The sequence below is a fragment of the Streptomyces sp. NPDC001728 genome (assembly GCF_040297565.1).
GTDB lineage: Bacteria > Actinomycetota > Actinomycetes > Streptomycetales > Streptomycetaceae > Streptomyces.
Map to the genome: position 1 here is coordinate 37,944 of NZ_JBEOZK010000015.1, position 26,360 is coordinate 64,303.

20 protein-coding genes are annotated in these 26,360 nt (G+C 73.2%); 9 read left to right on the top strand and 11 right to left on the bottom strand.

Going from position 1 to position 26,360, the window contains the following annotated elements; translation table 11 throughout:
• Positions 1 to 79 precede the first annotated feature (79 nt).
• The gene (locus ABT154_RS22185; protein ID WP_351858560.1) at positions 80 to 4,993 is read left to right on the top strand and encodes a hypothetical protein; all 4,914 of its coding nucleotides are present in this window, start codon (positions 80 to 82) and stop codon (positions 4,991 to 4,993) included.
• A gap of 121 nt (positions 4,994 to 5,114) precedes the next feature.
• Here the strand turns inward: ABT154_RS22185 and ABT154_RS22190 are convergent, their stop codons facing one another.
• Complete coding sequence (locus ABT154_RS22190; protein WP_351858561.1) at positions 5,115 to 5,330, bottom strand: hypothetical protein; 216 nt, start codon at positions 5,328 to 5,330, stop codon at positions 5,115 to 5,117.
• A gap of 93 nt (positions 5,331 to 5,423) precedes the next feature.
• Here ABT154_RS22190 and ABT154_RS22195 point away from each other — a divergent pair, with 93 nt between their 5' ends.
• A complete protein-coding gene (locus tag ABT154_RS22195; RefSeq protein ID WP_351858562.1) occupies positions 5,424 to 5,990 on the top strand; it encodes a GNAT family N-acetyltransferase in 567 nt (188 codons plus the stop codon).
• A 169-nt stretch (positions 5,991 to 6,159) separates the two neighbouring features.
• The gene (locus ABT154_RS22200; protein ID WP_351858563.1) at positions 6,160 to 7,134 is read left to right on the top strand and encodes a MerR family transcriptional regulator; all 975 of its coding nucleotides are present in this window, start codon (positions 6,160 to 6,162) and stop codon (positions 7,132 to 7,134) included.
• Between the two features lie 418 nt (positions 7,135 to 7,552).
• Here ABT154_RS22200 and ABT154_RS22205 read toward each other — a convergent pair whose 3' ends face one another.
• The 4 genes from ABT154_RS22205 to ABT154_RS22220 all read right to left on the bottom strand — a co-directional run bounded on the left by ABT154_RS22205 (position 7,553) and on the right by ABT154_RS22220 (position 14,018).
• Positions 7,553 to 8,233: a hypothetical protein gene (locus ABT154_RS22205; protein ID WP_351858564.1), complete on the bottom strand. Its 681-nt coding sequence runs from the start codon at positions 8,231 to 8,233 to the stop codon at positions 7,553 to 7,555.
• The gene (locus ABT154_RS22210; RefSeq protein WP_351858565.1) at positions 8,230 to 12,720 is read right to left on the bottom strand and encodes an SNF2-related protein; all 4,491 of its coding nucleotides are present in this window, start codon (positions 12,718 to 12,720) and stop codon (positions 8,230 to 8,232) included. Before ABT154_RS22210 ends, ABT154_RS22205 begins: the two co-directional genes overlap by 4 nt.
• 216 nt (positions 12,721 to 12,936) lie before the next feature.
• Positions 12,937 to 13,776: a CbtA family protein gene (locus ABT154_RS22215; RefSeq protein ID WP_351858566.1), complete on the bottom strand. Its 840-nt coding sequence runs from the start codon at positions 13,774 to 13,776 to the stop codon at positions 12,937 to 12,939.
• A 14-nt stretch (positions 13,777 to 13,790) separates the two neighbouring features.
• On the bottom strand, positions 13,791 to 14,018 hold the full coding sequence (locus tag ABT154_RS22220; protein WP_351858567.1) for a CbtB domain-containing protein: 228 nt from the start codon (positions 14,016 to 14,018) through the stop codon (positions 13,791 to 13,793).
• A gap of 337 nt (positions 14,019 to 14,355) precedes the next feature.
• Between ABT154_RS22220 and ABT154_RS22225 the strand changes: the two genes are divergently transcribed.
• Positions 14,356 to 14,934 carry a histidine phosphatase family protein gene (locus ABT154_RS22225; RefSeq protein WP_351858568.1) on the top strand — a complete coding sequence of 193 codons (579 nt, stop codon included), beginning with the start codon at positions 14,356 to 14,358 and terminating at the stop codon, positions 14,932 to 14,934.
• A 119-nt stretch (positions 14,935 to 15,053) separates the two neighbouring features.
• Here the strand turns inward: ABT154_RS22225 and ABT154_RS22230 are convergent, their stop codons facing one another.
• The 6 genes from ABT154_RS22230 to ABT154_RS22255 form a co-directional block, all read right to left on the bottom strand.
• Positions 15,054 to 16,247, bottom strand: coding sequence for a FecCD family ABC transporter permease (locus ABT154_RS22230; protein WP_351858569.1), 1,194 nt, complete (start codon positions 16,245 to 16,247; stop codon positions 15,054 to 15,056).
• Positions 16,244 to 17,278, bottom strand: a complete 1,035-nt coding sequence (locus tag ABT154_RS22235; protein WP_502969562.1) for a FecCD family ABC transporter permease — start codon at positions 17,276 to 17,278, stop codon at positions 16,244 to 16,246. Before ABT154_RS22235 ends, ABT154_RS22230 begins: the two co-directional genes overlap by 4 nt.
• 15 nt (positions 17,279 to 17,293) lie before the next feature.
• Positions 17,294 to 18,346 carry an iron-siderophore ABC transporter substrate-binding protein gene (locus tag ABT154_RS22240; RefSeq protein WP_351858570.1) on the bottom strand — a complete coding sequence of 351 codons (1,053 nt, stop codon included), beginning with the start codon at positions 18,344 to 18,346 and terminating at the stop codon, positions 17,294 to 17,296.
• Between the two features lie 264 nt (positions 18,347 to 18,610).
• On the bottom strand, positions 18,611 to 19,513 hold the full coding sequence (gene argB / locus ABT154_RS22245) for an acetylglutamate kinase (RefSeq protein WP_351858665.1): 903 nt from the start codon (positions 19,511 to 19,513) through the stop codon (positions 18,611 to 18,613).
• Positions 19,514 to 19,772: 259 nt separating this feature from the next.
• On the bottom strand, positions 19,773 to 20,525 hold the full coding sequence (locus ABT154_RS22250) for a hypothetical protein (RefSeq protein ID WP_351858571.1): 753 nt from the start codon (positions 20,523 to 20,525) through the stop codon (positions 19,773 to 19,775).
• A gap of 118 nt (positions 20,526 to 20,643) precedes the next feature.
• Complete coding sequence (locus ABT154_RS22255) at positions 20,644 to 21,312, bottom strand: beta-glucanase (protein ID WP_351858666.1); 669 nt, start codon at positions 21,310 to 21,312, stop codon at positions 20,644 to 20,646.
• Between the two features lie 240 nt (positions 21,313 to 21,552).
• Here ABT154_RS22255 and ABT154_RS22260 point away from each other — a divergent pair, with 240 nt between their 5' ends.
• The 5 genes from ABT154_RS22260 (at position 21,553) to ABT154_RS22280 (ending at position 26,009) form a co-directional block, all read left to right on the top strand.
• Complete coding sequence (locus ABT154_RS22260) at positions 21,553 to 22,200, top strand: TetR/AcrR family transcriptional regulator (RefSeq protein ID WP_351858572.1); 648 nt, start codon at positions 21,553 to 21,555, stop codon at positions 22,198 to 22,200.
• Between the two features lie 164 nt (positions 22,201 to 22,364).
• Positions 22,365 to 23,138, top strand: a complete 774-nt coding sequence (locus ABT154_RS22265) for an SDR family NAD(P)-dependent oxidoreductase (protein ID WP_351858573.1) — start codon at positions 22,365 to 22,367, stop codon at positions 23,136 to 23,138.
• A 54-nt stretch (positions 23,139 to 23,192) separates the two neighbouring features.
• Entirely contained in the window at positions 23,193 to 24,233 is a 1,041-nt protein-coding gene (locus ABT154_RS22270) for an NAD(P)-dependent alcohol dehydrogenase (protein ID WP_351858574.1), read from the top strand.
• A 225-nt stretch (positions 24,234 to 24,458) separates the two neighbouring features.
• The gene (locus ABT154_RS22275) at positions 24,459 to 25,136 is read left to right on the top strand and encodes a hypothetical protein (protein WP_351858575.1); all 678 of its coding nucleotides are present in this window, start codon (positions 24,459 to 24,461) and stop codon (positions 25,134 to 25,136) included.
• 498 nt (positions 25,137 to 25,634) lie between these two features.
• Positions 25,635 to 26,009: a VOC family protein gene (locus ABT154_RS22280; protein WP_351858576.1), complete on the top strand. Its 375-nt coding sequence runs from the start codon at positions 25,635 to 25,637 to the stop codon at positions 26,007 to 26,009.
• Positions 26,010 to 26,360 lie beyond the last annotated feature (351 nt).

Sequence of the window (26,360 nt, forward strand, 5' to 3'; positions counted from 1 at the left end):
GTACGACTCGGCCGTACGCCCCTCGGCTCAACCCCCAGCCGCCCGGGGCGATGTCAGTGGCCCGTGCCAGGATCGGATCATGATCGCCTCGCTGGAATCCCTGGTACCCGTCAACGGCAGGGCGCACGTCTCGACCGCGTACGCCGACTGGGTCGCCGCCCACGACCCGGGGGCGGCCTCGGTCGCGCGCGAGCTGATCGAGGACATGGGAGCCGAACTCAGCCGGTCCTGGACCAAGCCCGGCGCCTTCGTCGGCGCCATGGCCGCACGGGCGCGACGGCTGCCGCCCGCCCACCTGCCGTGGTTCTGGGACACCGTGGGACACCGGCTGATCGGGTACGGGAGCCGGCCGGGCGGCAGGGCGTACGTGGCGGCCCGAGCCGCCGAGGCCCAGCACGGGCTGCCCGTGGATCCCGCCTACCGCCGCGCCAACGGGCTGCTGTTCGCCACCGGCGGGGCCATGCCGGCGAAGGAGTTCGGGGCCCATCAGCGCTTCCTCGCGGACACCCTGGAACCGGTCGGGGCACACGCGGCACTGGACGCCTTCCTGCGCGCGTGGGCCGGGTCGAAGGCCGACCTCCCGGCAGACCTGGTGCGCCGGGTACGGGCCTCCGCGAAGGCGGCCGGGCACGGCGAGGAGGAGGTCGCCCGACTGGTCGGAGCCATCGTCTCGGTCACCCGTGAGAAGTCGGTGCCCGACGCACTCCTCACCGCCGCAGAAACGGTCCTGACAGCCCATCCGCCGACCGACGAGGTCGCGGCAGGGCTCCTCGGCGTCTTCCCGGAGAGCGTCACCGACGGCGGGCCGTGGCTGCGGATGCTGATCGCCTGCGGGGCGACGGACGCGCTCGAAGCCGGCCGGGTGGTCCCGGAGGGCGGACTGCACCACTGGGTCGGCCGGTTCGTCCACATGTACCAGTACGCGCGACAGTCCGGCGGCGGCGTCGGACGGCAGCCGCTGCCGCCGGAGTTCCTCGACCTGGTCGGCCGGCTGGGCCCACGCCTGCGGGCGGCGGGCGAGCCGGTGACCGTGCACACCACCCGGCACTACTACCAGGGCTTCGACGCCGACGTCCTCGACGCCTGCCTCGCCGCAGGCGCCACGGTCGTCGACCCCGGGCCCGAGGTCCGGATGCGCTTCTGGGGCGAGCGGTCCCGGCGCGACCTCGCCGCCCTCGCCGGCGACCCGGTGTTCGGCCCCCGGCTCGAAGGGACCGTGCACGCGGACCTGAGGTGCGACCGGTTCGGCACGCGCGTACGCAAGCCCGGCTCGGCGGTGACGCTGCTCCCGGGCAACGAGGGCATCGCCCACGAAGTGGCAGGCCGGGTCGGCAAGCTCGTCGAGACGGTCGGCGGCGGGGGCCTCGCGGGCGCGGAGGAGGCCGTGGCCGAACTGGAAACGGTCCTGGACCGCCCCACCGTGACGGCCCTCGGCGGAATCGCCGAGGCCCTCTCGGAAGCGGACGCGGCGGGCGCGCTGCGACGCTCCCTCGCGGCGGGCCTGCCGGAGGAACTGGCTTGGCCGGCCCTGGAGGCGGTGTACGCGGAGTTCGCGGCGGATGCGGCGGATCTGGCGGACGCGGCGCGGGCGGACTCGGCGGACGGCTCGGGGGAGACCTTGGCGGACAGCCCGGTGGACGGCGTCGGGGCCGCCGGTCTGCCCGGTGTGGCCGGGGTGACCTCCACCTGGCCGGTGCTGACCGTGTTCGGTCGGGACCGCGCGGTCGCCGTGGCCCCGGACGGGGTGCGGGGCTCCTGCGCGTTCACCGTCCCGGAGGCCTCGACCATGTTCGCCGTCCACTACGTGGGCGGCTCCTTCCTGGTCGGCTGGACCCTCAAGGAGAACCCGCACCACTGCGACACCGCCGTCTGGGCCGACCGACCCGACGAGCCGTTCACGCCGGACGAGGTGGGGGGCCTCGTGCCCTTCGGCGGCAAGCTGCACGGGGCGTACGGCTTCCAGTTCGAGACCGCCGACGGCGGCGGCCGGCACGGCGGTCTGCGCGCGCTGAGGCCGGGTGGCACGGGCGGGATCGACCGGTATGAGCTGCAGGTCGGTGACGGATCGCGGATCTGGACCAACGGCGTGTACGAGAAGAGCCCGTGGCGGGCCGTGGACGCGGTCGGCGGCGAGCCCCGGGAGGGCATCGACCCGCCTGAGTTCCCCGGCCACGAACAGGCAGTGGCACCCTCCCAGGAGGGGATGGCCCTCGCGCCGGGAGCGCTCCACCTGGCCCCGCTCCCTGCGGGCCTCACCGATTCGCCCCTGGGCAGCCGGGACGGCCTGGTGGGGACCCGCGTGCTGTTCCGCACCCGGCACCGCGACCCCGCACCCGACCACTACCTCCTCGAGAGCATCGACGGGCGCTCCGCCGGCTTCGGCATCGACCGGCAGGGCCAGCGGCCCTGGGGCCTCTGGGCGCCGCCGGAGAGCAAGGCGGCAGGCACGACCCCCGGCGGCCCGGCGGCGGAAGACGTGACCGCGCGCGTGGCGCACGGCACGGAAGTGGGCGGCGGCGCGGTGGACGCGTCGGAGCGTCCGGCGGACGTCGTGGTCCTCGCCGAGGCGGAGACGCCGACCGGCGTGCGCGCGTACACCTCCGACGGCGTACTCCTCTGGGAGCTGGACGGCCACCACTCGCCCGCGCACCCCCGGGTGCGGCCCGCCCGGCGCGTCACCGTCTCCGGCGGCGTCGCCCTGCCACCCGCCTTCTGGTACCTGCTGCGGACCCGTGACGCCGCCGGATCCCGCGCCCTGAGGACCGTACGGAGGCAGACGGCGGACAACCTGCTCGCGGCGGCACGCCACGGAGCGGAGGCGCTGCGCACGGCCGTCGCGCGCGAGCTGCCGCAGATCACCGAACCGGTCCTGGTCGACGCCGTGGCGGCGGTCGCCGGGCGGGCCGCGCGCGTGGAGGAACGCCGCCTGGCCCTGCACCGGCGGGTCACCCTCCTCGCGGAGGCGCCTCCGGCCCTGCCGCGCGGGTCCGCCCCGGACACCGAGCTGGTGCCCGCGCTGTTCGGCCTCGCCGCGAGCGGGGAGCGCGACACCTGGCGGCGGACCCCGGACACGGCGCTGCCGGCGACACTGAGCGCGCTGGCCGCCGACGGCGCCTGCCTGGCCGGGACGATCGGGGAGGAGGTCCGGCGCCTCTCACCGCCCGCGCCGCCGCACGACTGGTCGCAGCTGCTCGGGACGATCGACGCCGTGGCCTGGCGGGCGGCCGTGGCGCCGACCTCCGACAACGACCGGGCGGCGCTGCTCGCGCTCCTGGACACCTGGGCCGACCAGCCGTTCGCCCGCCCGGGCAGCGGATGGTGGGCGGGCCGTACCTCCGACGCCGAGGCACTGGAACGGCTGCGGGAGAGCGGGACACCGGTCGCGTCCGCCGCCGCATGGGACGGCGGATCGGTGAACTGGTTCGTGGCACCCGCCACGGAACAGGGCGGTGATCCGGTGCCCACGGCCTGCGCCGGGGCGCGGCTCGTCCGCGTGGAGCGGGACGACGCCACCAGACTGCGGCAGCTGATCACGGCGATCGAGACGCACGGCCCGCTCCCGCTGCCGGAGTCGTCGGCCGCGCGGTTCGCCGAACTGACCGGTGTACGCCGCTCCCTGGCCCGGCTGGTGCTCGCGGGTCTCGTCGGCCGGGACGACCGGGACGAGGACCGGACCCTGGCGCGCAAAGCCCCGTACAAGGCGACGCCCCTGACGGTGGAGGCGTACGAGGAACTGCGCGGACGGCTCGGCTACGCGGGCCGTAGGGCCGTCCTGGCCGCCGCGATGCCGGAGGACCCGGCCGAGCTGTGGCGTCCCGGCGGGAGGGAGGCGGCCGTGGCCCGGATGGCCGGGGCATGGTGCGAACGGGTCGGCACGCTGCCCGCCGTCCACGACGAGGCGGCCGACGCACTCGAATCCGACCTGGGCCTCCCGGAGGTGTGGGCACGGCGCCTGGCCGGCGGTTACGAGGCGGCCCGGGACGCGACGGTGCCCGCCGCCGACTGGGACCTCGCGGCACCCTCGTACGGCCTCGGCGTCGAGGTGCGGGCCCTGCCGCCGGAGGGCGTCGAAGCGCCCTACGGCACCCGGGTCGGGCTGTCGCTCGGCGAGACAGCGAGCGCCCTCGTCTGGGCGTGGACCGACCGGCCCGCCGGTGATCCCGCGACAGCGGGCGCGACCGCCCTCCACGAGCGGCTGCGGGCCGAACTGGCACGCCCGGAACTGCTCCTCGAACTGCCCAGGGTCTGGGTCAGGGACGCCTCGGAGCGGATCGCCGAGCGCTTCGGGCCCGGACGGCTCCCGGTGTCGATGGACCGGCGCAAGGACAAGGGCGAACGGCCCTCCATGACCGCGTACGACTCCGGGCCCCTCGTCGTGTGCGCACCCGGCGGCACCTCCTTCCTCCGCCCCGCGCGGTGCGCCGACCCCGAGGTGTGGCGGCGGGTCCGGGAGGTCACCGACCTCGGCGAGGAGCTCGACCGGGTGGCACTCCTCCTCGAAGGCGGCGGACTCGACAGGATGATGCGCCGGGCCCGCTCGGGCGCGGTCCCGGACGGCGCCTATGAGGCGGACCCCCGCCGTTCCTGCCCGGAACTCGTCGCCCGCGCGGCCGAGGAGTTCGGCGTCGGTACGGACGCCGCCGCGCTCTACCTCCAGATCGCGACGCTCGCCGCACCCACCGACCGGAACGTGCGGAGGTGGAACGGCTGGACGACCAAACGGCACGCGGAGGTGCGCGCGGAACTCCTCACCACCGGCGCGGTGACGGAGGCCAAACGGGCACGGGCGGGCCGGACGGTCTTCCTGCCCGGCGAGTGGACGGAACTGAAGGCCCCGCACCTGCCCCTGGAGACGGTCAAACTGGCGAGCCACCAGGTGAGACCGCTGTGGGGCAACCAGATCGAGGCCCCGTTCGTACGGATACTGCCGACGGCACCGCTGCACGAGATGTTCGCCGAGGCGTGGAAGCGCGGTGGGGAGGGGCGGACCTGAGCAGGGGGACGACGGGCGACGGGGTTGAGCCCGACGCCCGGCGCCCGGCGCCCGGCGCCCGGCGCCTTGAGCACGGCTTCCTCGGCGGCGAACCGTACGGCGTACCGCTCGGCTGAGTCGGTCACGCGAAAGACGGCCACCGGTCGGCGGCCCAGTCCCGCCGGCTCGCCCAGCCGGAGGGCGGCCCGACTCCCTCGCGGCCTTCCAGCTCCGGCGCGTCGGGCTCCTCGAAGAGGGCCCGCGCGTGCCGGAAGTCGGTCTCGGCCATCGGGAGCGCCCCCTCGGGTGCGAGGGCCCGGCGACGGGTGATCCGGGTGCGTTGGGTCTCCTCGTCCACCGACACCCGGATCGTGTCAAGTGGGCCGGGCCTACGACCACCGCATTCTCCCCCAGACCTCGGCCGGGATCCGCGCTGGCTATGCTGCCGATCATGACCAGCGGTGCATCCCCTGAGCGGCTCGCCGTCCTCGACGCCATGGCGTTGACCTCCGATCCGGGGCTGGAGGCCGCCTTCCCGGAGTCGGCCCACCGGATCCTGGCGGATCTCGTCAGCGGCGGTGCCGCACTGGGCTGGGTCGAGCCACCCTCGCGGGACGAGGTCGAGGAACTCCTCCGCCATGTCCTCTCCGCGGTACGGGCCGGAGACGCGGCCCTGCGCACCGCCTACCTCGGCCGCCGGCTGGTCGGGCTGGGCTACTGGCAGCGCTACGCCCGACCGACCCATCGGCCCCACGCCGATCTGGAGAAGATCGCGGTGGACGCGGCTGCCCACGGTCGCGGTGTCGGCCGGGCGCTGACCGCCGCCTTGGTCGCCGACGCCAGGGAGGCGGACATCGAGGTCCTCACCCTGGACGCCCGGGGCGACAACACCCACGCCCTGCACCTCTACCGGACACTGGGCTTCACCGAGTACGGCCGCCTCCCCGACTTCGTCGCCGTGGGCGAAAGCCGTTACGACAAGGTCTTCTGCGTACTGGACCTCCGCCGCGAGGGCTGACCGCACACGAGGGCGCGGCGACACCCCCGGCACTGTGTGATCCCGCATACGAGGCGGTCCTGGCGTGTGTGGCGGAGACGGACCGTTCGGGGCCGCGCCGACCGGAACGAAGCGGTGAGGTGCGGCGGAGCTTGCGTCTCCCGTAAGGGGAGACATCAGGGTGAGGGGCATGGACGGCGAGACGCTCTACTCGATCGGCGATCTGGCTCGGCGTACGGGCCTGACGGTGAAGGCCATCAGGTTCTACGCCGATTCCGGGATCGTGCCACCGGCAGACCGCACCCCTGCGGGCTATCGCCGCTTCCCTTCCGATGCCATCGCCCGCATCAGCCTCGTACGCACCCTGCGTGAGCTGGGCGTCGACCTGACCACGATCCGCAAGATCATGGAGCGGGAGATCGCGCTCGCGGACGTCGCGGCGACGCATGCCGAGGCCCTGGAGCTACAGATCCGGGTCCTGCGGCAGCACCTCGCCGTGCTGACGGCGGTGGCCAGACGCGGTTCGACTCCCCAGGAGATGACGCTCATGCACAAGCTCGCACGACTGTCCGAGGCCGAACGGCAGCGCTTGATCGACGACTTCCTCGGCTCGGTGTTCGACGGCCTGCGTGACCATCCCGTGCTCGGGGCGGTCACCCGCTCGCTGGTTCCCGAGATGTCCGACGATGCCACGCCCGAACAGATAGAGGCATGGGTCGAGTTGGCCGAACTGCTCCAGGACGAGGACTTCCGTGCGTCGATGCACGGCATGGCCCAGGACCTGGTGGCCGACCGGGCCCCGCACGACACCACGGGCCTGATCCGGATCCTCGCCGAAGCCGTTCGGGCTCAGGTGACGCCGGCGCTCAAGGCCGGCGTCGAACCGGACTCACCCGAGGCGGAGCCGATCGTCACGGTGCTGGCGGCGCACTGCGCGGACATCCTGGGCAGTCCGCCCCCGTCGGGCCCCGGCGATCTCCACCTGCGTCTCGCAGCGCGGCTGGACCAGATGAACGATCCCCGCCGGGACCGGTACCTCTCCTTGCTGGCCGTCGTCAACGGCTGGCCGGCGCCGGAATGCCTGACACCCGCGTTCGCCTGGTCCGCCACGGCGCTTCGCGCCCGGCCGGGCGCTGCCCCGAGGGGGTTCGGTCGCCGTTGCTGAGGCTGCCGGCCACCGCGGTCGGTCGGTTCGTCGCGTGAGCCACGCCGAGTCCCTCCATGGAGTCGCGGACATGCACGATCCGCCCGTCCCGGACACGGGTCACGAGAGACCGGGGAACTCGAAGGGCCGGCCGGCCGGTCGTGGTGACGGCGCCGGAATCGACCTGCTCGCCGACGATCACCTCCGGGTCGGTGCTCCCGTGCACGGCGACCTTGCGGATCTCCCGCGGCTGCGCCGGGCTCGCGCCCCAGAGCGCTCGAAAGCCCGTAAGGACCTCTTCGCGCCCCTCGTAGCGCTCGGGCGCCGGGGAAGAGGAAGGGGAACTCGTGGACGGCGTCGACCGCGTACAGATCGGCCAGGACGTGTATGCCGAATGGTCAACGACACCCGTGCGGCCTGAGGTGTGCGCGGGGCGGGTTCAGTGGCGACGTGGTGGCTTCGGCTGTGCGCCTGGCCCGCGGAGGGCCGTGCGGGCCGTTCTGTACGCGGCGGCCGGGTCGGGGTTCGGTGGGCCGGCCGGGTGCCACGTGTCGTAGCGCTCGACGTACGGGTGCCAGCGGTTGTCGGGCCCGTAACGGAGCTGGACGCGGGCGGGGGCATCGGTCAGGTGGTTGTGGTGGCGCTCGACGGGTGCGGTGGGGGAGGGGCGCAGCGGCTGGACCGCGTGCTCGGCGGCGGCGAGTACCTCGGGATCGGCGTGCCGTGGCGCGAGGCACGTGGCGACGGCCGCCCGGCCGCCGTGGCGATGGGCGGTCGCGAGCCGCCGCATTTCCCCGAGGCTGATCCCTAGGTGAGCTGCGGCGGCGCCCGTATGGGTGTCGTCCCCGCTCTGTGCGACGAAGCGGGCGATGTCGGCGGCGACTTCGTCGATGCCGTAGCCGCCGCCGTCGTCGACGTCACTGATGGATTCGCCGCCCAGGGGCACCAGGAGAGCAGCCGCACGATGCGCCGCGTCGGCGACGAGCGCCCGGAGCGCGTCCAGGGCGGGGAGCGGCGGCGGGGGAGGAGCCGTCACCCTGTCCAGTACGGGAACGACATCCCTCCTGCGCTCGACCCCGGCCCCGTCCCCGCGTTCGCGTCCGGACGTCTCCCGGGTCACGACGGGCCTCCCAGCGCGACGAGTTCCGCGAGTTCGCGGTCGCCCAGTCGGGCCACCCCCGACTCGCCCGATCCGAGAACCGTGTCCTGCAAGGCCCTCTTATGGGTGAGGAGTTGGTCGATCCGATCCTCGATCGTTCCCCTCGTGACGAGTCGGTGGACGGTGACGGTCCGGCGCTGCCCGATCCGGTGCGCGCGGTCGGACGCCTGGTCCTCGACGGCGGCGTTCCAGCTGCGGTCGAAGTGGACGACATGACTCGCCCTGGTCAGCGTGAGGCCGGTGCCACCCGCCTTCACGGAGAGGACGAACACCGGTGCACCGCCCGCCTGGAAGGCGTCGACCAACTCCTGCCGTTGCCGCGTGTCCAGACCGCCGTGCAGGAACAGGGGGCGGTGGCCGAGGTGTGTGAGGTGCTCGGTGAGGAGACGGCCCATGGTGACGTAGCTGGTGAACACGAGCATCGCCTCGCCGCGCCCGGTGATCGACTCCACCAGCTCGCCCAGGGCTTCGAGCTTCGCCGACCGGGCGGCGAACTCCCCCGTCCGGGACGGGCCCGGGTGCCGCTCGCCCCAGTAGTGCGCGGGATGGTTGGTGATCTGCTTCAAGGCCGTGATCAGCTTGAAGACGAGACCGGACCGTGCGAGGGACGGCGACTGGGCGATCTGTTCCATCGTCTCGCGGACGACGGCCTCGTACAGGGCGACCTGCTCTGCGGTGAGCTCGACGATCCGCCGGGTCTCGACCTTCGCGGGCAGCTCGGGGGCGACACACGGGTCCGTCTTGCGCCGGCGCAGCAGGAAGGGGGAGATCAGCCGGGCGAGCGCCTGCGCGGCCGGACCGTCCGGCTCGCGTTCGGCGGCAGCCGCGTACCGGGAGCGGAAGGTCCTGAGCGGGCCGAAGAGCCCCGGGTTCGCCCAGTTGAGCAGCGACCACAGCTCGGACAGGTTGTTCTCCACCGGAGTTCCGGACAGGGCCAGCCGCGTCGTGGAGTCCAGCGCCCGCAGCCGGTGGGCGGTGGCGGAGCCGTGGTTCTTGGCGTGCTGGGCCTCGTCCGCGATGACCAGATCCCAGCCATGCGAGGTGAGTTCGTCGTCACGGCGGAGTACGCCGTACGTGGTGAGAACGACGGTCCGGTCGCCGACGGCGTCGAGACCGCGCCGCGTACCGTGATGGACCACCACGTCGAGGTGCGGCGCGAACCGGCTGAACTCCCGCTCCCAGTTGGTCACCAGCGAGGACGGACAGACCACGAGGACCGGGCCGCGATGCCCGTTCTCGTAGCGGTGCAGGGTGTACGCGATGGCCGTGAGCGTCTTGCCCAGGCCCATGTCGTCCGCGAGGACCGCGCCGAACCCGATCCCCCCGGTGTGCGCCAGCCAGGCCAACGCCCTTTCCTGGTAGGCGCGCAGCCGCGCGTGGAGTCCGGTGGGCGCGGGCACCGGGGTGGTGTGCTCGCCGCGCCGCAGCACGTCCACGACGACGGCGAGGCCGCCACCCGCCCGGCACGGCACGGTCCGGCCGTCGACGGCGACGGTGCCGGTGAGGGCCGCGGAGAGCGCGTCGACCCCGGAGAGCCGGCCGATCTCCCGGTGGCGTACGCGCGCTGCCATCACGGGATCGAGCAGCACCCAACGGTCCCGGACCCGCACGAGAGGGCGGGTGGCTTCGGCGAGTTCATCGAGCTCGGCCTCGCTCAGCACGTCCTCCCCGAGCGCGAACTGCCAGCGGAAGTCGAGCAGCGCCCGGAGGCTGAACCGAGGCGCACCGCCCTCGGGGCGGGGGCGGAGCGGGACCCCGGGAGCGGGGGTGGCGTGACAGGGTGCGCCATCGAAGGCGCCCACGGCATGGATCTCGACGTCGAGACCCTTGTCGTCGTCGGCGTTCTCGTACGGGTCCGCTCCGACGACCGTGCCGGCGGACAGCAGGTCGCGCAGGGCGGGCGGCCACCGAAGCGCCAACCCCACTTCTTGCAGGGCTTGTTCGGCATCGAGTAGCTGCCCGATTCCCGCCGAGTCCAGTACGAACCGGGCGGGCAGGGCGAGCAGCCCGTCGAGCGCACCGGCGCATTGCCTGGTCGCGCGCTCCAGCCGGCGCCGCACTCGCGCGCGCAGGTGGTGCGGCTCGACGCCCCCGACAGGGTCCGGACCGCGCAGCGCGTCGGCGGCCACCTCCTCGTCCGGCCGGGCGGGGTCGACGGCCACGAGCAGCCGGGCCGTCAGCCGTCCGGCAGTGGCCTCCGCTTCGGAGGGCTCGGTGAACTCGACGACGAGCCCGGGAGGCGGGCCGTCGTCGAGCCCGTCCTCCATGCCGTCCAACCACGGCCGTACGGCCACGACATCCGCTTCCGGCAGCGGGCCGCCGGTGGTTCCGAGGAACGGTCCGCTGCCGAAGAGGGCAGCCGCCGGGGTACGGAGCATGCCGTCCGCCAGGGCATCGAGGAACGCCGGTACGGCGTCCTCCCCGGCCGCCCCGGCGCCGTCGACCGCCACGGCGTGGGCGTACGGAGCCATCCGGCGGACCAGTTCCCCCATGGCCCTGACGGTGGCGGCGGGCAGCGGCCCGAACCGCCACCGGTCCACCCCATCGGCAGTGAGCGCCGGGTGGACGAGCCCGGCGGAAACGGCCCCGAGTCCGAGTCGGGCCGCCTCCGCCCACCCCGCCGCCGTGGGATGCCACGCGGCCTCCCGGTCCCGGCGCAGGAGTACGGGTACGGCGTGGGCCAGCGGCACCCGCCACCCCGAGACGCGGGTACACCTCGGGGCGGGGACAGGGATCGGGTGGGGAGTCCGCGGCGGGAGCAGCGTGCAGTGCGTGACGGCGAGAGGGGCCGGAGGAGGGCTTCCCGGCATCGGCGCACCGTCGGCCCGGTGGAGGAGGAGCCCGGCGGGCTCGCCGTCGGCGGGGAGGAAGGCGAGCGCGCATCCGGCGGCAAGCGCCCTCGCGACAGCCGCTCGGCCCTTCTCCACCGGCCCGAAGGAGGCCGCCGGGGCCATTTCGACGGCTTCGGCAGGCTCAGCAGGATCGCCCGGCGTGACGAGCTCAACGGCTCGGACCGCCGGGACCGCAGCGATTCGAGCGACCGGTGGGAGCTGAGAGATCTCGCGGACCTCGGATTCCTCACGTACCTCCGGTGCATGCGGTGAGTCCGACACCGAGCGGCCCGCCCCCGTCGCCTGCGGCGGTACGGCAACGGAAGCACTGGTCTCGGCGTCGAGCGCGGCCAGCTCCGCCAGCAGGGCGGAGGCGGCGGCACGGCGGGCATCCGCCCTCGTCCTCTCCCGACGACTCGCCGAGACCTCCGCCCCGGTGCGTACGAGGGTGCAGGTGTACGAGCAGAGGACGCTCTTCGGAGCTTTGGTGAAGGTCGAACCCGGCTTGGAGATCATGTCCAACTGGGTGTACTTGTTCAGGTACTTCACCGGATCCTGCCCGGCGGGGACGGGCCGGATGCGCGGAGTCCGGCGGACCGCCCCGGTCTCCTCGTCAGCCCGCCGTTGCTCGGGTTCGGGCAGGCCCGTCAGTTCGGCGAGGAGCGCGACCGCGCCCCGGTGAACGGCCTCCCGGTGATCGCGCGCGGTGCGCTCGGCGCCGTCGACCGTACGCCCGTCGCCAGCGTCCCAGCTCCAGCGGCAGGAGAACGCCCCGCCGGCCGCGACGACGGTGTTCCGAAGCTCCGCGCCTCGGGCGTCCGCGTGCCGCCGCAACAGTGCGGCGGGCGCCGTCGGCTCGCCCGCCGCGAGACGGAGGACGAGTACGCGCGGCTCCCGCCAGGCGGGCCCCCGGGCATCGAGAAGGACGAGCTGAATGTCCGGCTGTCGCAGCTGTGCGGAGTCGGCCCGGCGGGCGATCTCCGCGAGCAACTCCGCTCCTGGTGCCCGTCCTTCCGATACGCGGGAGTGGAGCAGCGCCTCGAAGACCTCCGTGCTCAGCCCTCGGAGCGTCAGCCGCCCCTGCCCCTGTTCGGAGCGTCCGGGTGCGAGGTCGCCCGGCTCGACACCGGCGAGCCGGTGGAGCAGGGCGTGGGCGGCGGACCGGCGGGCCTGTGCCGCCGTCGGACCGCTCCGGGCCGGGCCGGTCACCGGTCCGTCGGGCGGCCCGAGCCGGACCGCCGCCGTGTGCCGCACGCGCCCGTCGGGCTGGTGACTCGCGGATTCCTCGTACGCGACGGGCGGCCAGTGCTCGATCTGCGCGTGCGCGGAGAGCACCTGCTGCGGCACTTCCGGGGTGTCCCGCAGCCCCTGGAGGGCGAGCCTCCGGGCCGGGAGCCACCCGGGATGGTCGTCGGTCACCAGAAGGAGCACGCGCAGATCCCGCCGCGTCAACAGGCCCGCCCGCGCGAGTCCTTCGGCCTCGGTCACGAGGTCGGCGTCGTACAGGCCGGCCACGACGCCGTCCCCGGCTCGTTCGTGCCAGGGCGGTCGTGGCGCGGTGTCCGCGAGACCTCCGACGCGCCGGATCTCGTCGGTCGGCTGAGCGCGACCACCCAAGAGGGAACCCTCCGCATGCAGAACGTGATGGTACGTGTGCGCTCAGTATATGGAGGTGGGGTGGGGGAGAGATGCGGATCGGCCAACCCTCGCCGATATGGACATAGTTGTCGGGAACGTGGCACCGCCCCGAGCGCCGGGGGCGTTCGGGGCGGTGCTTCGGATGTGGCTGGATCGTCGGCTGTCCTGCCGTCCAGTCGTTCTGTCCGTCGGTGGTCAGTCCGCGAGGGGTGCCGTGAGCGGAGCGGCGGCAGCCGTCCGTTCCGTCAGCGCCTTCTGGGCGAGGGCGCCGAAGACCACTCCGAACACGGCCCACAGCACCAGTTGGATGGCCAGCGAGGCCAACCTGAACTCCCAGAGCAGCGCGGCGGGGAAGCTCGCCTGGACCGCGTCGTCGTTCGCCGGGAGTACGGCGAAGGCGACGGCGGTCACGACGACGAACCCGGCACCGGCGGCCAGGCTCGCGTTCCAGTTGCCGAGACGCGGTGCGAGCCGTCGGCCCGCGATCACGGCCGCGACGCCGAGGAGCACGCTGAGCAGGATCATCAGGAAGAACAGGGTGGTGCGCTTCCCGATGGTGTCGGGGTTGCCGACGGCCGGCGGAGTCGCCGGATACTTCAGGAACGGAACCAGATACACGGTCGTGAACGCCGCTCCGGCCGTCAGCGCGGCCGTCGCCCTGGGGCTGAACCGGCCGATCCGGCCCAGCGCGAAGGAGAAGGCGAGCGCGGCGATGCCGCCCAGCGCCACACCGTAGACGAGAACGCCCGTGGCGAGACCCAGGGTCGACTGGACGGGACGGCTCACCGCCGGGTCCTCCTGCCCCTCGTGCGTGTGTCCGGCCGCAGAGGACTCCCCGGACCCCACGGACTCCGCGACCGTGGTGTCGCCATGACCGGAGTGCGGCGCCTGCGCGGACTGGGCCTCCTCCACCGCGATGGCACCGTTCACGGACGGCTCGCCCACCACGTAGGCGACGGCGAAGGCGAAGAGTCCGGCGATCAGGCCCGCGAGCATCCCCCGGACCAGCAGCGATCTGACTGTTGAGGCGTGCATGCGCGTATTGCCTCTCAGTGGCAGGGGAAGCCGAGCAGATGGCGTCCGTCGTGCACCCACTCGTGCACGTCGGAGCCCGCGATCAGCGAGGTGGCGCCCTGCTCGGCACCCACGAAGTACAGCGCGACGAGCGCGAGAAGGCCGACGAAGAAGGCCCAGGGAAGGACGGCCCGGACGGGCAGCGGAGCCGGAACGGCTACGGAAGGGGTGGATACGGCAGCGGACACGACGGCCTCGGCCATGACGGAACCTCCTGCGGGAACTCGCGTCCCGATCGGTGGTGCAGGACGACGGTCCACGGGTCTGACTCGCCGTGACCCCACCTCGGGAGGGGGAGCCCCGGCATACAGTGGCGCGACCGTACCGGGTTCTCACCGGACTTCCGTCTCGCCGTCGTCACGTTCTTCACATGTCGCCCGACGGTACCGCGCACCGCGTCCGCCGCCAAGGGCGTGAGGCATGGATCACCCGCCCCGCCCCGGCCCGTACGCTCCCCCCCCCGCACGCCCCAACACGCCCCCACCGCACCCCACGCCCCCTCACCTCGCCCGCCCCCTCGCCGACAGAGAAGGACCCCCGATGACCGTCCGGCTGACGCTGATCTCCCCCGGAACGAGCGGAGCGCTGCGCGACGTCCGCTTCGACGACGACAGCCCGCTGGACGACGAGGGCATCGTGCGCGCCGAGTCCGTCGCCGCCGCCGTGGCCGCCTCCACGCGCGCGTACTGCTCGCCGTCCGCGCGCTGCCGGCGCACCGCCCAGGCCCTCGGGCTCGCTCCCGAGGCGGTGGCCGAACTCGCCGGCTGCTCCATGGGACGGTGGCGCGGCCGGTCCCTCGCGGCCGTCGCCGCCGCCGAGGAACCCGCCGTCGCCGCCTGGTTGTCCGACCCGACGGCGGCACCCCACGGCGGGGAGTCCCTGCGCGACCTCCGCGTACGGGTCGGCGGCTGGCTCGACGCCCTCCAGGCCGGCTCCGGACGCGTCACCGTCGTCGCCGAACCCGACGTGATCCGCGCCGCGACGGTCCACGCCCTCGCGGCCCCGGACGAGGCCGCCCTGCGACTCGACGTCCGCCCCTTGACCGCCGTCCACTTCAGTGGCCGTGCCGGGCGCTGGAACCTGCGCGTCGGCGAGACCTTCCGCCCCGAATTCGAGTAGAACCACCGACGGCCCTCTCCATCGGCCGTGAACGGAGACGGCGTACGGCTCGGATCGAGACGACCCGGGGCCGTACGCCTGACTTCCTGCGCCTCGCTGGCTACGCCTCACCGCCCGCGTCACGCGGGCCGCTTCCACTCCCTCAGCAGGAGATAGCCCAGGTACGTGCCCCCGAGGGCCATCGTGTACAGACCGACCGGCAGGTTGTCGAACAGCGGCAGCTGCTGCGCCGTGAGGTCGGCCAGGACCAGGAGCAGGGCCCCCAGCAGGGTCGACATGACCAGGTGCGGGCCGCCGCTGCGCGTGACGCGCTTGGCGATCTGCGGCGCCGTCAGGGAGACGAACGCGACGGGTCCCGCCACGCTGACGGCCGCCGCCGAGAGCACGATCGACAGCGCGACCGCCGCGGTGGCCGTCCTGCCCGGCCGGGCACCGAGGCCGGTGGCGAGGTCGTCGCCCATCTCACCGACGGACAGGGGCCGCGCGAGGAGCGCCGCGAACGGCAGGGAGAGCAGCAGCACCGTCCAGATGGTCGTCGCGTCGTCCCAGGAACGGGCGGAGAGGCTGCCGTTGATGTACGCGGTCAGCGCGCTGGCCTTGTCGCGCTCGACGGAGTAGACGACGTACTGGGTCAGCGCCGTCGCCATCGCGGCCACGCCGATACCGGCGACCACGAGCCGTCCGGGGCTGCGGAACCCGGTCCCGGTGGCGAGGAACACGACCACCATCGCGATCACCGCGCCGAGCAGCGCCCCGACGGGCACCGGCAGCACATCGGGCAGGAACAGGGCCGCCGCCGCGGCCCCCGCACCGGCACCGGCGCCGAGCCCGATCACGTCCGGGCTGCCCAGCGGGTTGCGGGTGACGGACTGGAACAGTGCCCCGGACAGCCCGAAGGCCGCGCCGGTGGCGATGGCCACCACGAGCCTGGGCCCGCGCAGCCGGTTGAGGACGAACGCGTTCTTGCCCGTCGCCTCGCCCGCGAGGGCGGACGGCAGGTCGGCGAGGCCGATGCCCAGCCGCCCCATCGACAGGGTGGCCACGGCCGCCCCGGCGAGCAGCACGAGCGTCACCGCGGCGGCGATCACGGAGGTACGGCGTACGGGCACGGCGATCCACGGACCGATCCGCAGGACGCCGCGCGCGGGGGACCGCTGCCCGCCGCCCGCAGCGGAGCCCGTACCAGTACCCGTACCGGAGCCCGTACCCGTACCCGTACCGGAGCCCGTACCCGTATAGGAGCCCCCGTCCGTCCCCGTATCCCGGTCGGCGGAAGCGTCCGGACGCCCGACCCGGTCGGCGGCGGTCTTCATGAAGCCCCCCTCATACGGCGAACGGCGAAGAGCAGGGCCGGCGCACCGACGAAGGCGGTGACGACGCCGACCATGAGTTCCTGGGGGCGCAGCAGGACCCTGCCGATGACATCGGCGAAGAGCAGCAGCGTGGGGCCCGCGAGGGAGGTGAGGACGATCTGGGCGCGGAAGTCGGCGCCCACGAGCGCCCGGACCATGTGCGGGACGGCGAGGCCGACGAAGGCGATGGGGCCGACGGCCGCCGTCGCGGCGGCGGCCAGCAGGGTCGCCGCGAGCAGCCCGGCGCCCTTGACGCGGGCCGGGCTGATGCCGAGGGACGCGGCCTTGTCGTCGCCCATGGCCATGGCGTTGAGGCCGGGCGCGAGCAGCAGGGCGAGGACGAAGCCGACCGCCGCGAACGGCAGGACCGCCCAGAACGCGTCATAGCCGCGCCCGCCGAGCGCGCCCACCACCCAGTAGCGGTAGGTGTCGAAGACCTGGGGCCTCGACAGCGCGACGGCCTGGATGAACGCGGCGAGGACGGCGGAGAGGACCGCGCCCGCGAGGACCAGCCGCACCGGGCCGCCGCCTCCGCCTGCGGTGCCGAGGAGATGGACGACGACACCGATCGCGAGCGCGCCGGCGAGAGCCCACCAGACGGTCTCCCGTTGCCCGGAGGCGCCGAGGAACGCGGTGGCGGCGACGATGCTCGCCGAGGCGCCGGCGTTGATTCCGAGAAGCCCCGGCTCGGCGAGCGGATTGCGCGTGATGCCCTGCATCAGGGTGCCGGCGACGGCGAGGCAGAGCCCCGCGAGCACTCCGAGGACGGTGCGGGGGTAGCGGCTCTCGACGACGGTACGGGTGTAGCCGTCGGCGTCACCGGTGATGACCCGCAGGACGTCGCCGAAGGACGTCGGCTTGCTGCCGAACATCACGCTGGCGAACAGGGCCAGGGCGAGCAGGACCAGGCACAGGACGGCGGCGATGACATGCCGGCCGAGGCCCCGCCGTACGACGGCGGGGCCCTGGCCGATCCGGGAGATGGTGGTCACGCTGGGGACCTGTGGTTACTTCCCGGCCTTGGCGACGGCCTTGTCGATCATCGGCAGGTAGCGCTCGATGCTGTACGGCACCGTCAGCGGGTTGATCATCGACGAGGCGGTGACGAACGGCTGGTCGTCGCTGTAGACGAGCGCGCCCTTCTTCACGGCCGGGATCGCCGCGTACAGGGGCTGGGCCTCGATCTCCTTGCGGGACTTGTCGTCCATGTAGAAAGTGAAGGCGATGTCGCTGGCGGACAGCTTGTTGGCGTTCTCCAGGCCGATCAGGGCCGAGTCGGTACCGTCGGTCTCCTTGAACGTGTCGACGATCGGGTCGACCTGCAGACCGAGCTTGGACACCATCGACACGCGCTGCTCCTCGGGCTTGAAGATGCCGAGGGTGCCGGGGCCGGTGTTGTAGATGTACGAGAACGTGACGTTCTTGTACTGGGGGCGGCTCGCGGCGGCGTCGGTGAGCTGCTTGTCGATCTTCGACGTCAGCTCCTCGGCCTTCTCCGGCTGACCGAGCGCCTTCGAGATGATCTCGATCTGCTGGTCCCAGTTCGTGCTCCACGCCTTGTCCGGGTAGGCGACGGTGGGCGCGATGTCCTTGAGGAGGTCGTACTGCTTCTGCGTGATGCCCGACCACGGGGCGAGGATGACGTCGGGCTCCAGCTCGGTGATGGCCTCGATGTCGAGCTCCTCGCCACCGTCGAACTGCTTGGGCAGCGTCGCGCCGGACTTCTTCACGGCGTCGTGGATCCAGGGCAGGTAGCCGGTCTTGTCGCTGCCCCACGGGTAGCTCTCGATGCCGACCGGGACGTTGCCCAGCGCGATCGCGGTCTCCGCGGAGCCCTGACCGAGGGTCACCACGCGCTTCGGCTTCTCCTTGATGACGGCCTCGCCGAGCGCGCTCTTGATGGTCACGGGGAAAGCGCCCGCCGGGGCCTTGGCCGCAGAGCCCGCGGCGTCGTCCTTTTTGTCGTCCGAGCCGCACCCGGTCACCATGAGGCCGAGCGAGACCGCGGCGGCACCCGCCACGAGGACGCGGCGGCGAACGGGGGTGAACACAGAAGGCATGGTGGATCCTTGTCTCCGGGCAGGGGTGTACTGCCGCCCCGCCTGACACCCCCACAGACAGGTGTGTGCGGGGGCAGCGGCCAATGCGAGGCGCTTGTTAGGTGAGCCTAACCTATCCTTGGCTGGGATTGGGCGCCAGGGGGCGGGGCCGGAGAGCGGGCGGTGCCGGGGTCGGTAGGGGTGCTGGTGCTGGTCCTCGTACGGGTGTGGGTAGGGGTGTCGGGGGCCCTGCCCGTACGGGTACGGGTCCGGGTGTCGCGCCCGTCAGGCGGCGGTTGAGCCGTCGGAGGTATCGGAGACGCCGGAGCTGTCCGAGTCGTCCGTCGCCGGGTCGGGCAGGACCGTGGTGCCCGGGTTCTCCTCGGTGAGTACGCCCCGGAGCACCGCGTGCGGGACCCGCCCGTCGAGGACATGGACGCGCCCGACGCCCGAACGGACGGCGCGCAGACAGCCCTCCATCTTCGGCAGCATTCCACCGGCGAGGCCGGGGAGCAGCGCGTCCAGTTCACCGGCCGTCAGGCGCGGGACGACCTCGGTGCTGCGCGGCCAGTCCGCGTACAGCCCGGGGACGTCCGTGAGCATCACGAGCCGGTCGGCGCCGAGGGCGACGGCGAGGGCCGAGGCCGCCAGATCGGCGTTCACGTTGTAGACCCGACCGTCCTTGCCGCGCGCGACGGGGGAGACCACCGGGACGCGCCCGTCGGCGAGCAGGTTCCTGACGGTGTCCGGAGCCACGGCCACGACATCGCCGACCAGACCGATGTCCACGGGGCGCCCGTCCACCCGCGCCGGGCGGCGCTCCGCCGTCAGCGTGTGCGCGTCCTCCCCGGACATGCCCACGGCGAAGGGCCCGTGGGCGTTGATGGCGCCGACCAGGTCACGCTGGACCTGGCCGGTCAGGACCATGCGGACCACGTCCATGGTCTCCGGAGTGGTCACCCGCATGCCCGCCTCGAACCGGACCTCCAGGGCGAGCCGGTCGAGCATCGCGCTGATCTGCGGACCGCCGCCGTGCACCACCACCGGGTGGAGCCCCGCGCGCCGCAGCTCGACGACGTCCTGTGCGAACGAGTGCCGGAGGGAGGCGTTCACGAGGGTGCTGCCGCCGCACTTGACGACGACGGTCCGGCCCCGGGGCACCACGGTGGACGCCATCATGCCGTCCATCCCGGCGGTGAGGAGTCCACGGGCGGCGGTCACGGTGACGGTCACGGAGCCACTCCATTCACGGGCGGGCCAGGCCCTTCGGGCGAGGGCCGGGGGAAGCGGAGTGGCGGGCGTTCGTGTCGACGGCCACTCCGCACGTGCACCGTGCGGGACCCGGGTACCGCGACCGTGGACGGACCCTTGCCCCGTGGTGGCAGACGGAAGAACGATTCGACGGGCGGGCGGGCGGGGTACGGGTCGGCGTGCCGCCGCCGCTCCCTCAGACGGGCGAACCCCAGGCGGAGGTCAGCCCGTCCAGCCACGCGGGTGGCAGCTCGGCGGCGTCCCACTCCTCGTGCAGGGCCGAGGGCGTCGCCGCGAGCCGCTCCAGTACGGCGACGCTGGTGGGGGAGTGGACGAGGGAGTACCGGCCGTGGACGGCGATCGGGCTGCCGGGCCCGTACTCCGCGTACAGCCGCTCCAGATGGCCGTGGTGGGCCGACGCGAATTCGGTGAGGCGCCCCGGGTAGCCCGCCCGCTGACGGGGGCTCATCGTACGGAGGACGGCGCCGAGCACCTGCTCGGTGACCTCGGGGTCGAGGTCGGAGACGTCGCTGAACGAGAGGTACAGCGGCGTGACCGCGACCTTGGTCCGCTCCATCTCCGCCCTGCCGACGGGGGAGTGCTCGTCACCGGCATCGGACGACGGGCCCGCGGTGACGGCCCGGATCAGGGCCTGCTCGGCGAGGATCCCGAGCGCGTCGGCGGCGGTCCGTACGCCGTCGGCCCACCCGGACGCGTAATCCTCCCCGTTCCCGCTCTCCTTCCCCGTCTCCTGCGGGGGGTTCTCCCGGATCCCCGAGAGCTCCGCGTGGGCGAGGGAGAGGGCGCCGGCCTCGACGAGGCCGATGAGCTCCTCGGCGTCGCCGGTGTAGACGCCCGCGCGGGCGAGCAGCTGGAGGAGCGTCTTCTTGGCATTGATGACGCTGGCCGCGTCCAGCTGCTGCTGCCGTCCCTCGTCGGCGGTGTTCATGGGGGTCCTCCTCGTCGTACGGGCAGCGCGGTGCGCGGGCGCGGAACGCTCTCTTCGAGCCTACGCAACACCCGTTCCCGCGAAGCCCGCTGCCCCCTGCGACGCGCGCGACGACGTGTCAGTCGCGGTACACGCGCAACTCCGCGACCTCGTACGACATCTCCGACGCGTCGGCGTCCGGGGCCGGATGGTACCGGCCCGCGCAGACCGAGAGGTTGACGATCAGATGGGCCCGCCATGAACGTCCGACCCCCCGGCGGTCCTCGAAGACCCGCGCGCCGTTCACCCACCAGACGACGTTCCGTGAGCCGAAGTCGACCCGCAGGTCGACCCACGCCCCGGGGCGGACGGCCGGGTCACGGAAGTAGTGGTGGCGGCCCCGGATCCGGTTCGACAGTTCGAGCAGGTCGGGATTGTCGGGGTGGTACTCGAAGACGTCGATCTCCTGCCCGCCGTCGAGCCAGGTCCAGATCGCCGGCCAGGCGCCCGTCTCCTCGGGCAGGCGCACCCGGGCCTCCAGGACGTCACCCGCGCGCACGAGGAAGCCCTCCGGGCTGCCCTCCGTCGTGAGCAGCCCCGCGTCCCAGTACCCGTCGCTCCGGCGGGTCGCCCGGAAGAGCCCCGTCCGGCTGTACGTGGGGTCGTCCACGAGGTGGTCGAGTTTGTTGTCGCCCGGATTGGTCGGCCCGCCGTCGGGATAGGCCCAGGAACGGCCGGCGGTCCACTGCGCGGCGGAGGAGAAGTCGGCGTCGAGGACGAGGGTCCCGGGCGACCTGGGGCGCCCGATGCCGCCGGGGCCGGGGCTGGTTCCCGTGACGGGGCCGGATCCGGCACCGCGTCTCAACAAGCGGTCGAAGAGGTCGGACAGCACGGCACGCTCCTTCCGGTGGGGCAACCCCCACCATGCACTGCGCAGACCATCGAAAACGGTGATTGGCGACAAGTCGTCACGGGTCCGTCGTCCGTCGGGGTTACCCGAGTTATCCGGAATGTCCCACTGCGACATTAATAGATGTACGGTGCAAATATGAGCACGGAGCGAGAACGCCGAAGCCCGAGGCGCGGCCCGAAGGGGACGCGGACCCGCGAGGCACTCGGTGAGGCCGCGCTCCGGCTCGTTCTGGAGCGAGGAACGGCCGGCGTCTCCGTCGAGGACGTCACCGACGCGGTCGGAGTCTCCCGGCGCACCTTCAGCCGCTACTTCGCCTCCAAGGAGGAGGCCGTCCTCGACGGCATCCGCGCCGACTGCGTACGGATCAACGACGCCCTCGCCACCCGTCCGGCGCGCGAGACCCCGCTCACCGCCTACCGGGCGGCCCTGCGGGTCTGGCTCTCCGACCCGGCCGTCCCGGCCTGGCACCGCAGGACGGGAGTACGGGAGGTCTTCCGTCTCGCCGAGGACGAAGCACCCCTGCGTGCCGTGCTCGGGCGCATCCTCCTGGAGGGGGAGGCCGCCTCCGTGCGGCTGGTCGCCGCCCGGATCGACGCCGACGCGGCCCGTGACCTGCGGCCCGCCGTGGCCGTCGGCTCCGGCGCGGCGACGCTCATGGCGGCCACCCGCGCCTGGGTGACCTGCGGCGCCCCGGAAGCGCTGCCCGACCTGGTGGAGGAGGCCTTCGCCCTCCTCGCGACAGAGCCGCCACCGGGCGCGCTGTCACCGGCTGAGCCGCCGTAGGCCGAGATGTCACCGACGAATCCGCCCCAGGCCGGGCCGCCACCAACCGAGCCGCCGGGGGAAGGGCAGGGGTCAGGCGCCCCGAAACCCCTCCCACCCACCTGAATCGCCATCCCACCCACCCGAACTACCATCCCGCCCACCGCCCGCTTCCAAGGACCGAAATGACCCATTCCCCGACCACCCACCCCCAGGAGTTCGCCGGCCGGATCGCGCTCGTCACCGGCGGCGCCTCCGGTATCGGACTCGCCGTCGCCCGCCGTCTCGCCCACGCGGGTGCGGCCGTGGCCGTCGCCGACCACGACGCCGACCGCGCCACCGCCGCCGTCGCCGAGCTGACCGAGGACGGCGCCCGCGCCCTCGCCGTACGGATGGACGTCACCGACGACGCCTCCGTACAGACCGGCGTCGAGGCCACGGTCGCCGCCTTCGGCGGCCTTCACCTGGCGGTCAACAACGCCGGTGTCGCCGGCGCCCCCGTCCCGATCGTCGAGACCCCCGCAGAGGAATGGCGGCGCGTCGTCTCCACCAACCTGGACGGCGTCTTCTACTCGCTCCGCCACGAACTGCCCGCGATCCTCGCCTCCGGCGGCGGCGCCGTCGTGAACATGGCCTCCATCCTCGGCACGAACGGCTCCGCGGGCAGCGCCGCCTACGTCGCGGCCAAGCACGGCGTCGTCGGCCTCACCAAGACGGCGGCACTCGAACACGCCTCCCAGGGGGTACGTATCAACGCCGTCGGCCCCGGATACATCGACACGCCCCTCCTCGCGGGGATCGGCGAGGAGGCGCACGAGGCCCTGGTGGCCCTGCATCCGGCGGGGCGGCTGGGCCGGGCGGAGGAGGTCGCCGAGCTCGTCGCGTTCCTGCTCTCCGAGCGGGCGTCCTTCGTGCACGGCAGCTACCACCTGGTCGACGGCGCCTACGCGGCCCGCTGAGGCCGCCCGGCACCGGCCGGGACCGCACACGAACGAACTGGAGAGGAAAGCGTCATGAAGGCACTGCAGTACCGCACGGTGGGAGCCGCGCCCGAGGTCGTCACCGTCCCCGACCCGGAGCCCGGGCCCGGCCAGGTGCTCCTGAAGGTCGCCGCGGCCGGGGTCTGCCACTCCGACATCGCGGTCATGAGCTGGTCCGCCGACCAGCTGCCGTTCCCGCTGCCGCTGACCCTCGGACACGAGGGCGTGGGCACCGTCGCGGCCCTCGGCCCCGGCGCCGAAGGCTTCGCCGTCGGTGACGCCGTCGCCGTCTACGGCCCCTGGGGCTGCGGAACCTGCGCGATGTGCGCCCAGGGCAAGGAGAACTACTGCCTGCGGGCCACGGAGCTGGGCATCATGCCGCCCGGACTCGGCGCCCCCGGCGCCATCGCCGAGTACATGATCGTCGACAGCCCCCGTCACCTGGTGCCGCTCGGCGACCTCGACCCCGTGCGGGCCGTACCGCTCACGGACGCCGGCCTCACCCCGTACCACGCGCTCAAGCGGTCCCTCCCGAAGCTCGTCCCCGGCAGCACCGCCGTCGTGATCGGCACGGGCGGTCTCGGCCACGTCGCCATCCAGCTCCTGCGCGCGATGACCGCCGCCAGGGTCGTGGCCCTGGACGTCACGGAGGAGAAGCTCGCCCTCGCCCGCACCGTCGGCGCGCACGAGACGGTCCTGTCCGACGCGGCTGCCGCCGCCTCGGTCCGTGAACTGACCGGCGGCAGGGGCGCCGAGGTCGTCCTCGACTTCGTGGGGGCCCAGCCCACGGTGACGTCCGCCGGCGCGATGGCCGCGGTCGAGGGGGACGTCACCATCGTCGGACTCGGCGGCGGCGCGCTGCCCGTCGGGTTCGGGGCCCTTCCGTACGAGGTCTCGGTGACCTCCCCGTACTGGGGCAGCCGCGCCGAGCTCATCGAGGTGCTCGACCTGGCCCGTTCGGGTGCGGTGGACGTCCACGTCGAGACGTACAGCATGGACGACGGGCCGAAGGCCTACGAGCGGCTGCACGAAGGGCGCGTGAACGGGCGCGCGGTGATCCTGCCCAACGGCTGAACGCGACCCGTGCCGATTGCCCCGTCGAGCGTCTCGGATGCGCTGAATCCGAGACACTCGACGGGGCGCGTGCACAGACCTGTCCCGCAGGTCGACACGAACACGAACCCCTGATCGCCCTGGCGTCGACGAGGGCCACCACGGACCGCGCGACGCAGCCGCCCTCTCCGGCACGGCTGACGGCGACGTACGCAACGATCCCCGCTCCGGCTCGTTGGTCACGCCATGAAAGACGTCACCCCCCGCCGCCCGTTCCGCCTGCTGACCACAGGCGTAGCCGCCCTCCTGCTCGGGATCACCGGCGCGCAGAGCACATACGCGAGCCCTGTCCTCCCCGGATGCCCGGCGGCGGAGATCTTCGCGACGGACAACACCGCGATCATCACCGACCCGGACGACCCCCGGCTCACGACCCGGCTGCGCCACTTCGACCACGAGGTACGCGGGATCATCCGCGCCCACGGCGCCAGGCCGGGCGACTCGACGCTCCTCGACGGCGTCTTCTGGTCGGACGAGCTGAAGCAGACGACGTACGAACGCTCGCGGGAGTTCGACGTCAACCGGGTCGGCCCCGAAAGGCTGCGGGACATCGCGGGCATCATCGCGAAGCAGTACGACCAGGAGGCCGTGCTCACCTTCCGCTGCCTGCCCCGAACCTCGCCGGAGACCGACGCGGTCGAGATCGAGGTGCCCGGCGTCAGGGCGAGCGACCTGAGGAAGGGCCTCGTCGCGGACCCGGAGGCCCGGGGGAAGCTGGGCGGCGGCTCGGTGACGCTCGACGGACGGCTCGTACTGGTCGCGGAGCTCGCCGACCTGCCGGTGGCCCGGAGGTTCACGGAAGCTCTGGGTGCGGACTGGGGAGAAGCCCAAGTGCAGTATGGCGATCGGGAGTTCGTGGGCTGAGGGCTGAAGGCTGTGGGCTGAAGGACGGGAGCCGGGAGCTGAGGCCTGATCGGCTTCGGCTCGTGATGGCCGATGCCTGCTGTTGCCCCGTGACGGTACGCCGGTCCGGTGCAGGGAGACCCCGACCGGACCGACGAGCGAGGCGTCGACACGGAACCGGCCGGACCGGCCGGTGACCAAATAGGTGCCGGGGTCGGCGTTCAGCACGTCGCTGTAGCTCGTGTCGTCGGCCTGGCGGGACGACAGGGGGACCCGGGGGAGTGGCAAGGTCCCCTGCGTGCCGGGATACCGCCTTGCCACGGCGAGATCGGTGAAGTAGCGTCGCTCGACGTGAACACCGGACCGGCGCTTCGACGCCACGCACAGACGGGCCATCCGGTGGACGACTGATCGCTCTGCGGGTGCCGCGAAGGCACCCCGGCGGATCGGCGCGCGGACCCCCCAGTGCTCCAGCACTGAGAGTCCCTTTCAAGCCGAATCCACAGCGAGGTCATCCACATGGCAGTCAGCTTCAACCACACCATCATCGCGGCGAAGAACCGCGAGGAATCGGCGCGCTTCTTCCGGGAGTTGCTGGAACTCCCCGAGGCGCCGTCCTGGGGTCCCTTCCTCAACGTCCAGCTTGCCGACGGCGTACTGATCCAGTTCGCCGAGCCCCCGGTCGAGATCCAGATGCAGCACTACGCGTTCCTCGTCGACGACGAACTCTTCGACCGGGCGTACGCGCGGCTGTGCGACCAGGGCATCGAGCACTGGGCCGACCCGCAGATGAAGCGCCCCGGCGAAACGAACACGGGACACGGCGGCCGAGGCGTCTACTTCAAGGACCCGGCAGGGCACGCTTTCGAACTGATCACGCGGCCGTACCTCTAGAGCAGGCGGGGGTCCGGATCGGGTGAACAGTCGCGCCCGACGGACGGGTGGCCACTGAAGGCGGGGGCGTACGCCCCGGACCCGGCACCGGCACTGGTCGGCGTCTGCGACTGACTCATCCCGCAGACGCCGACCGGTCGGCCCGGGCACCATCGGAACACGACGTCGTGGGTGAAGCCGGAGGGCCGGCCGAGCCCTGTGCGGTCGAGAGCGGAAGCGAGTTCGGGCCGGGAGGTGACGTCCGGGCAAGTACCCGGTGGAGTGGTTGGTCACCCTCGCGCACGGCCCACTGGCCTGCTTCGCGCGCGCAGCGGATCTCGCCGGCGCCCAGAACCCGTGCTCCGCCGACGC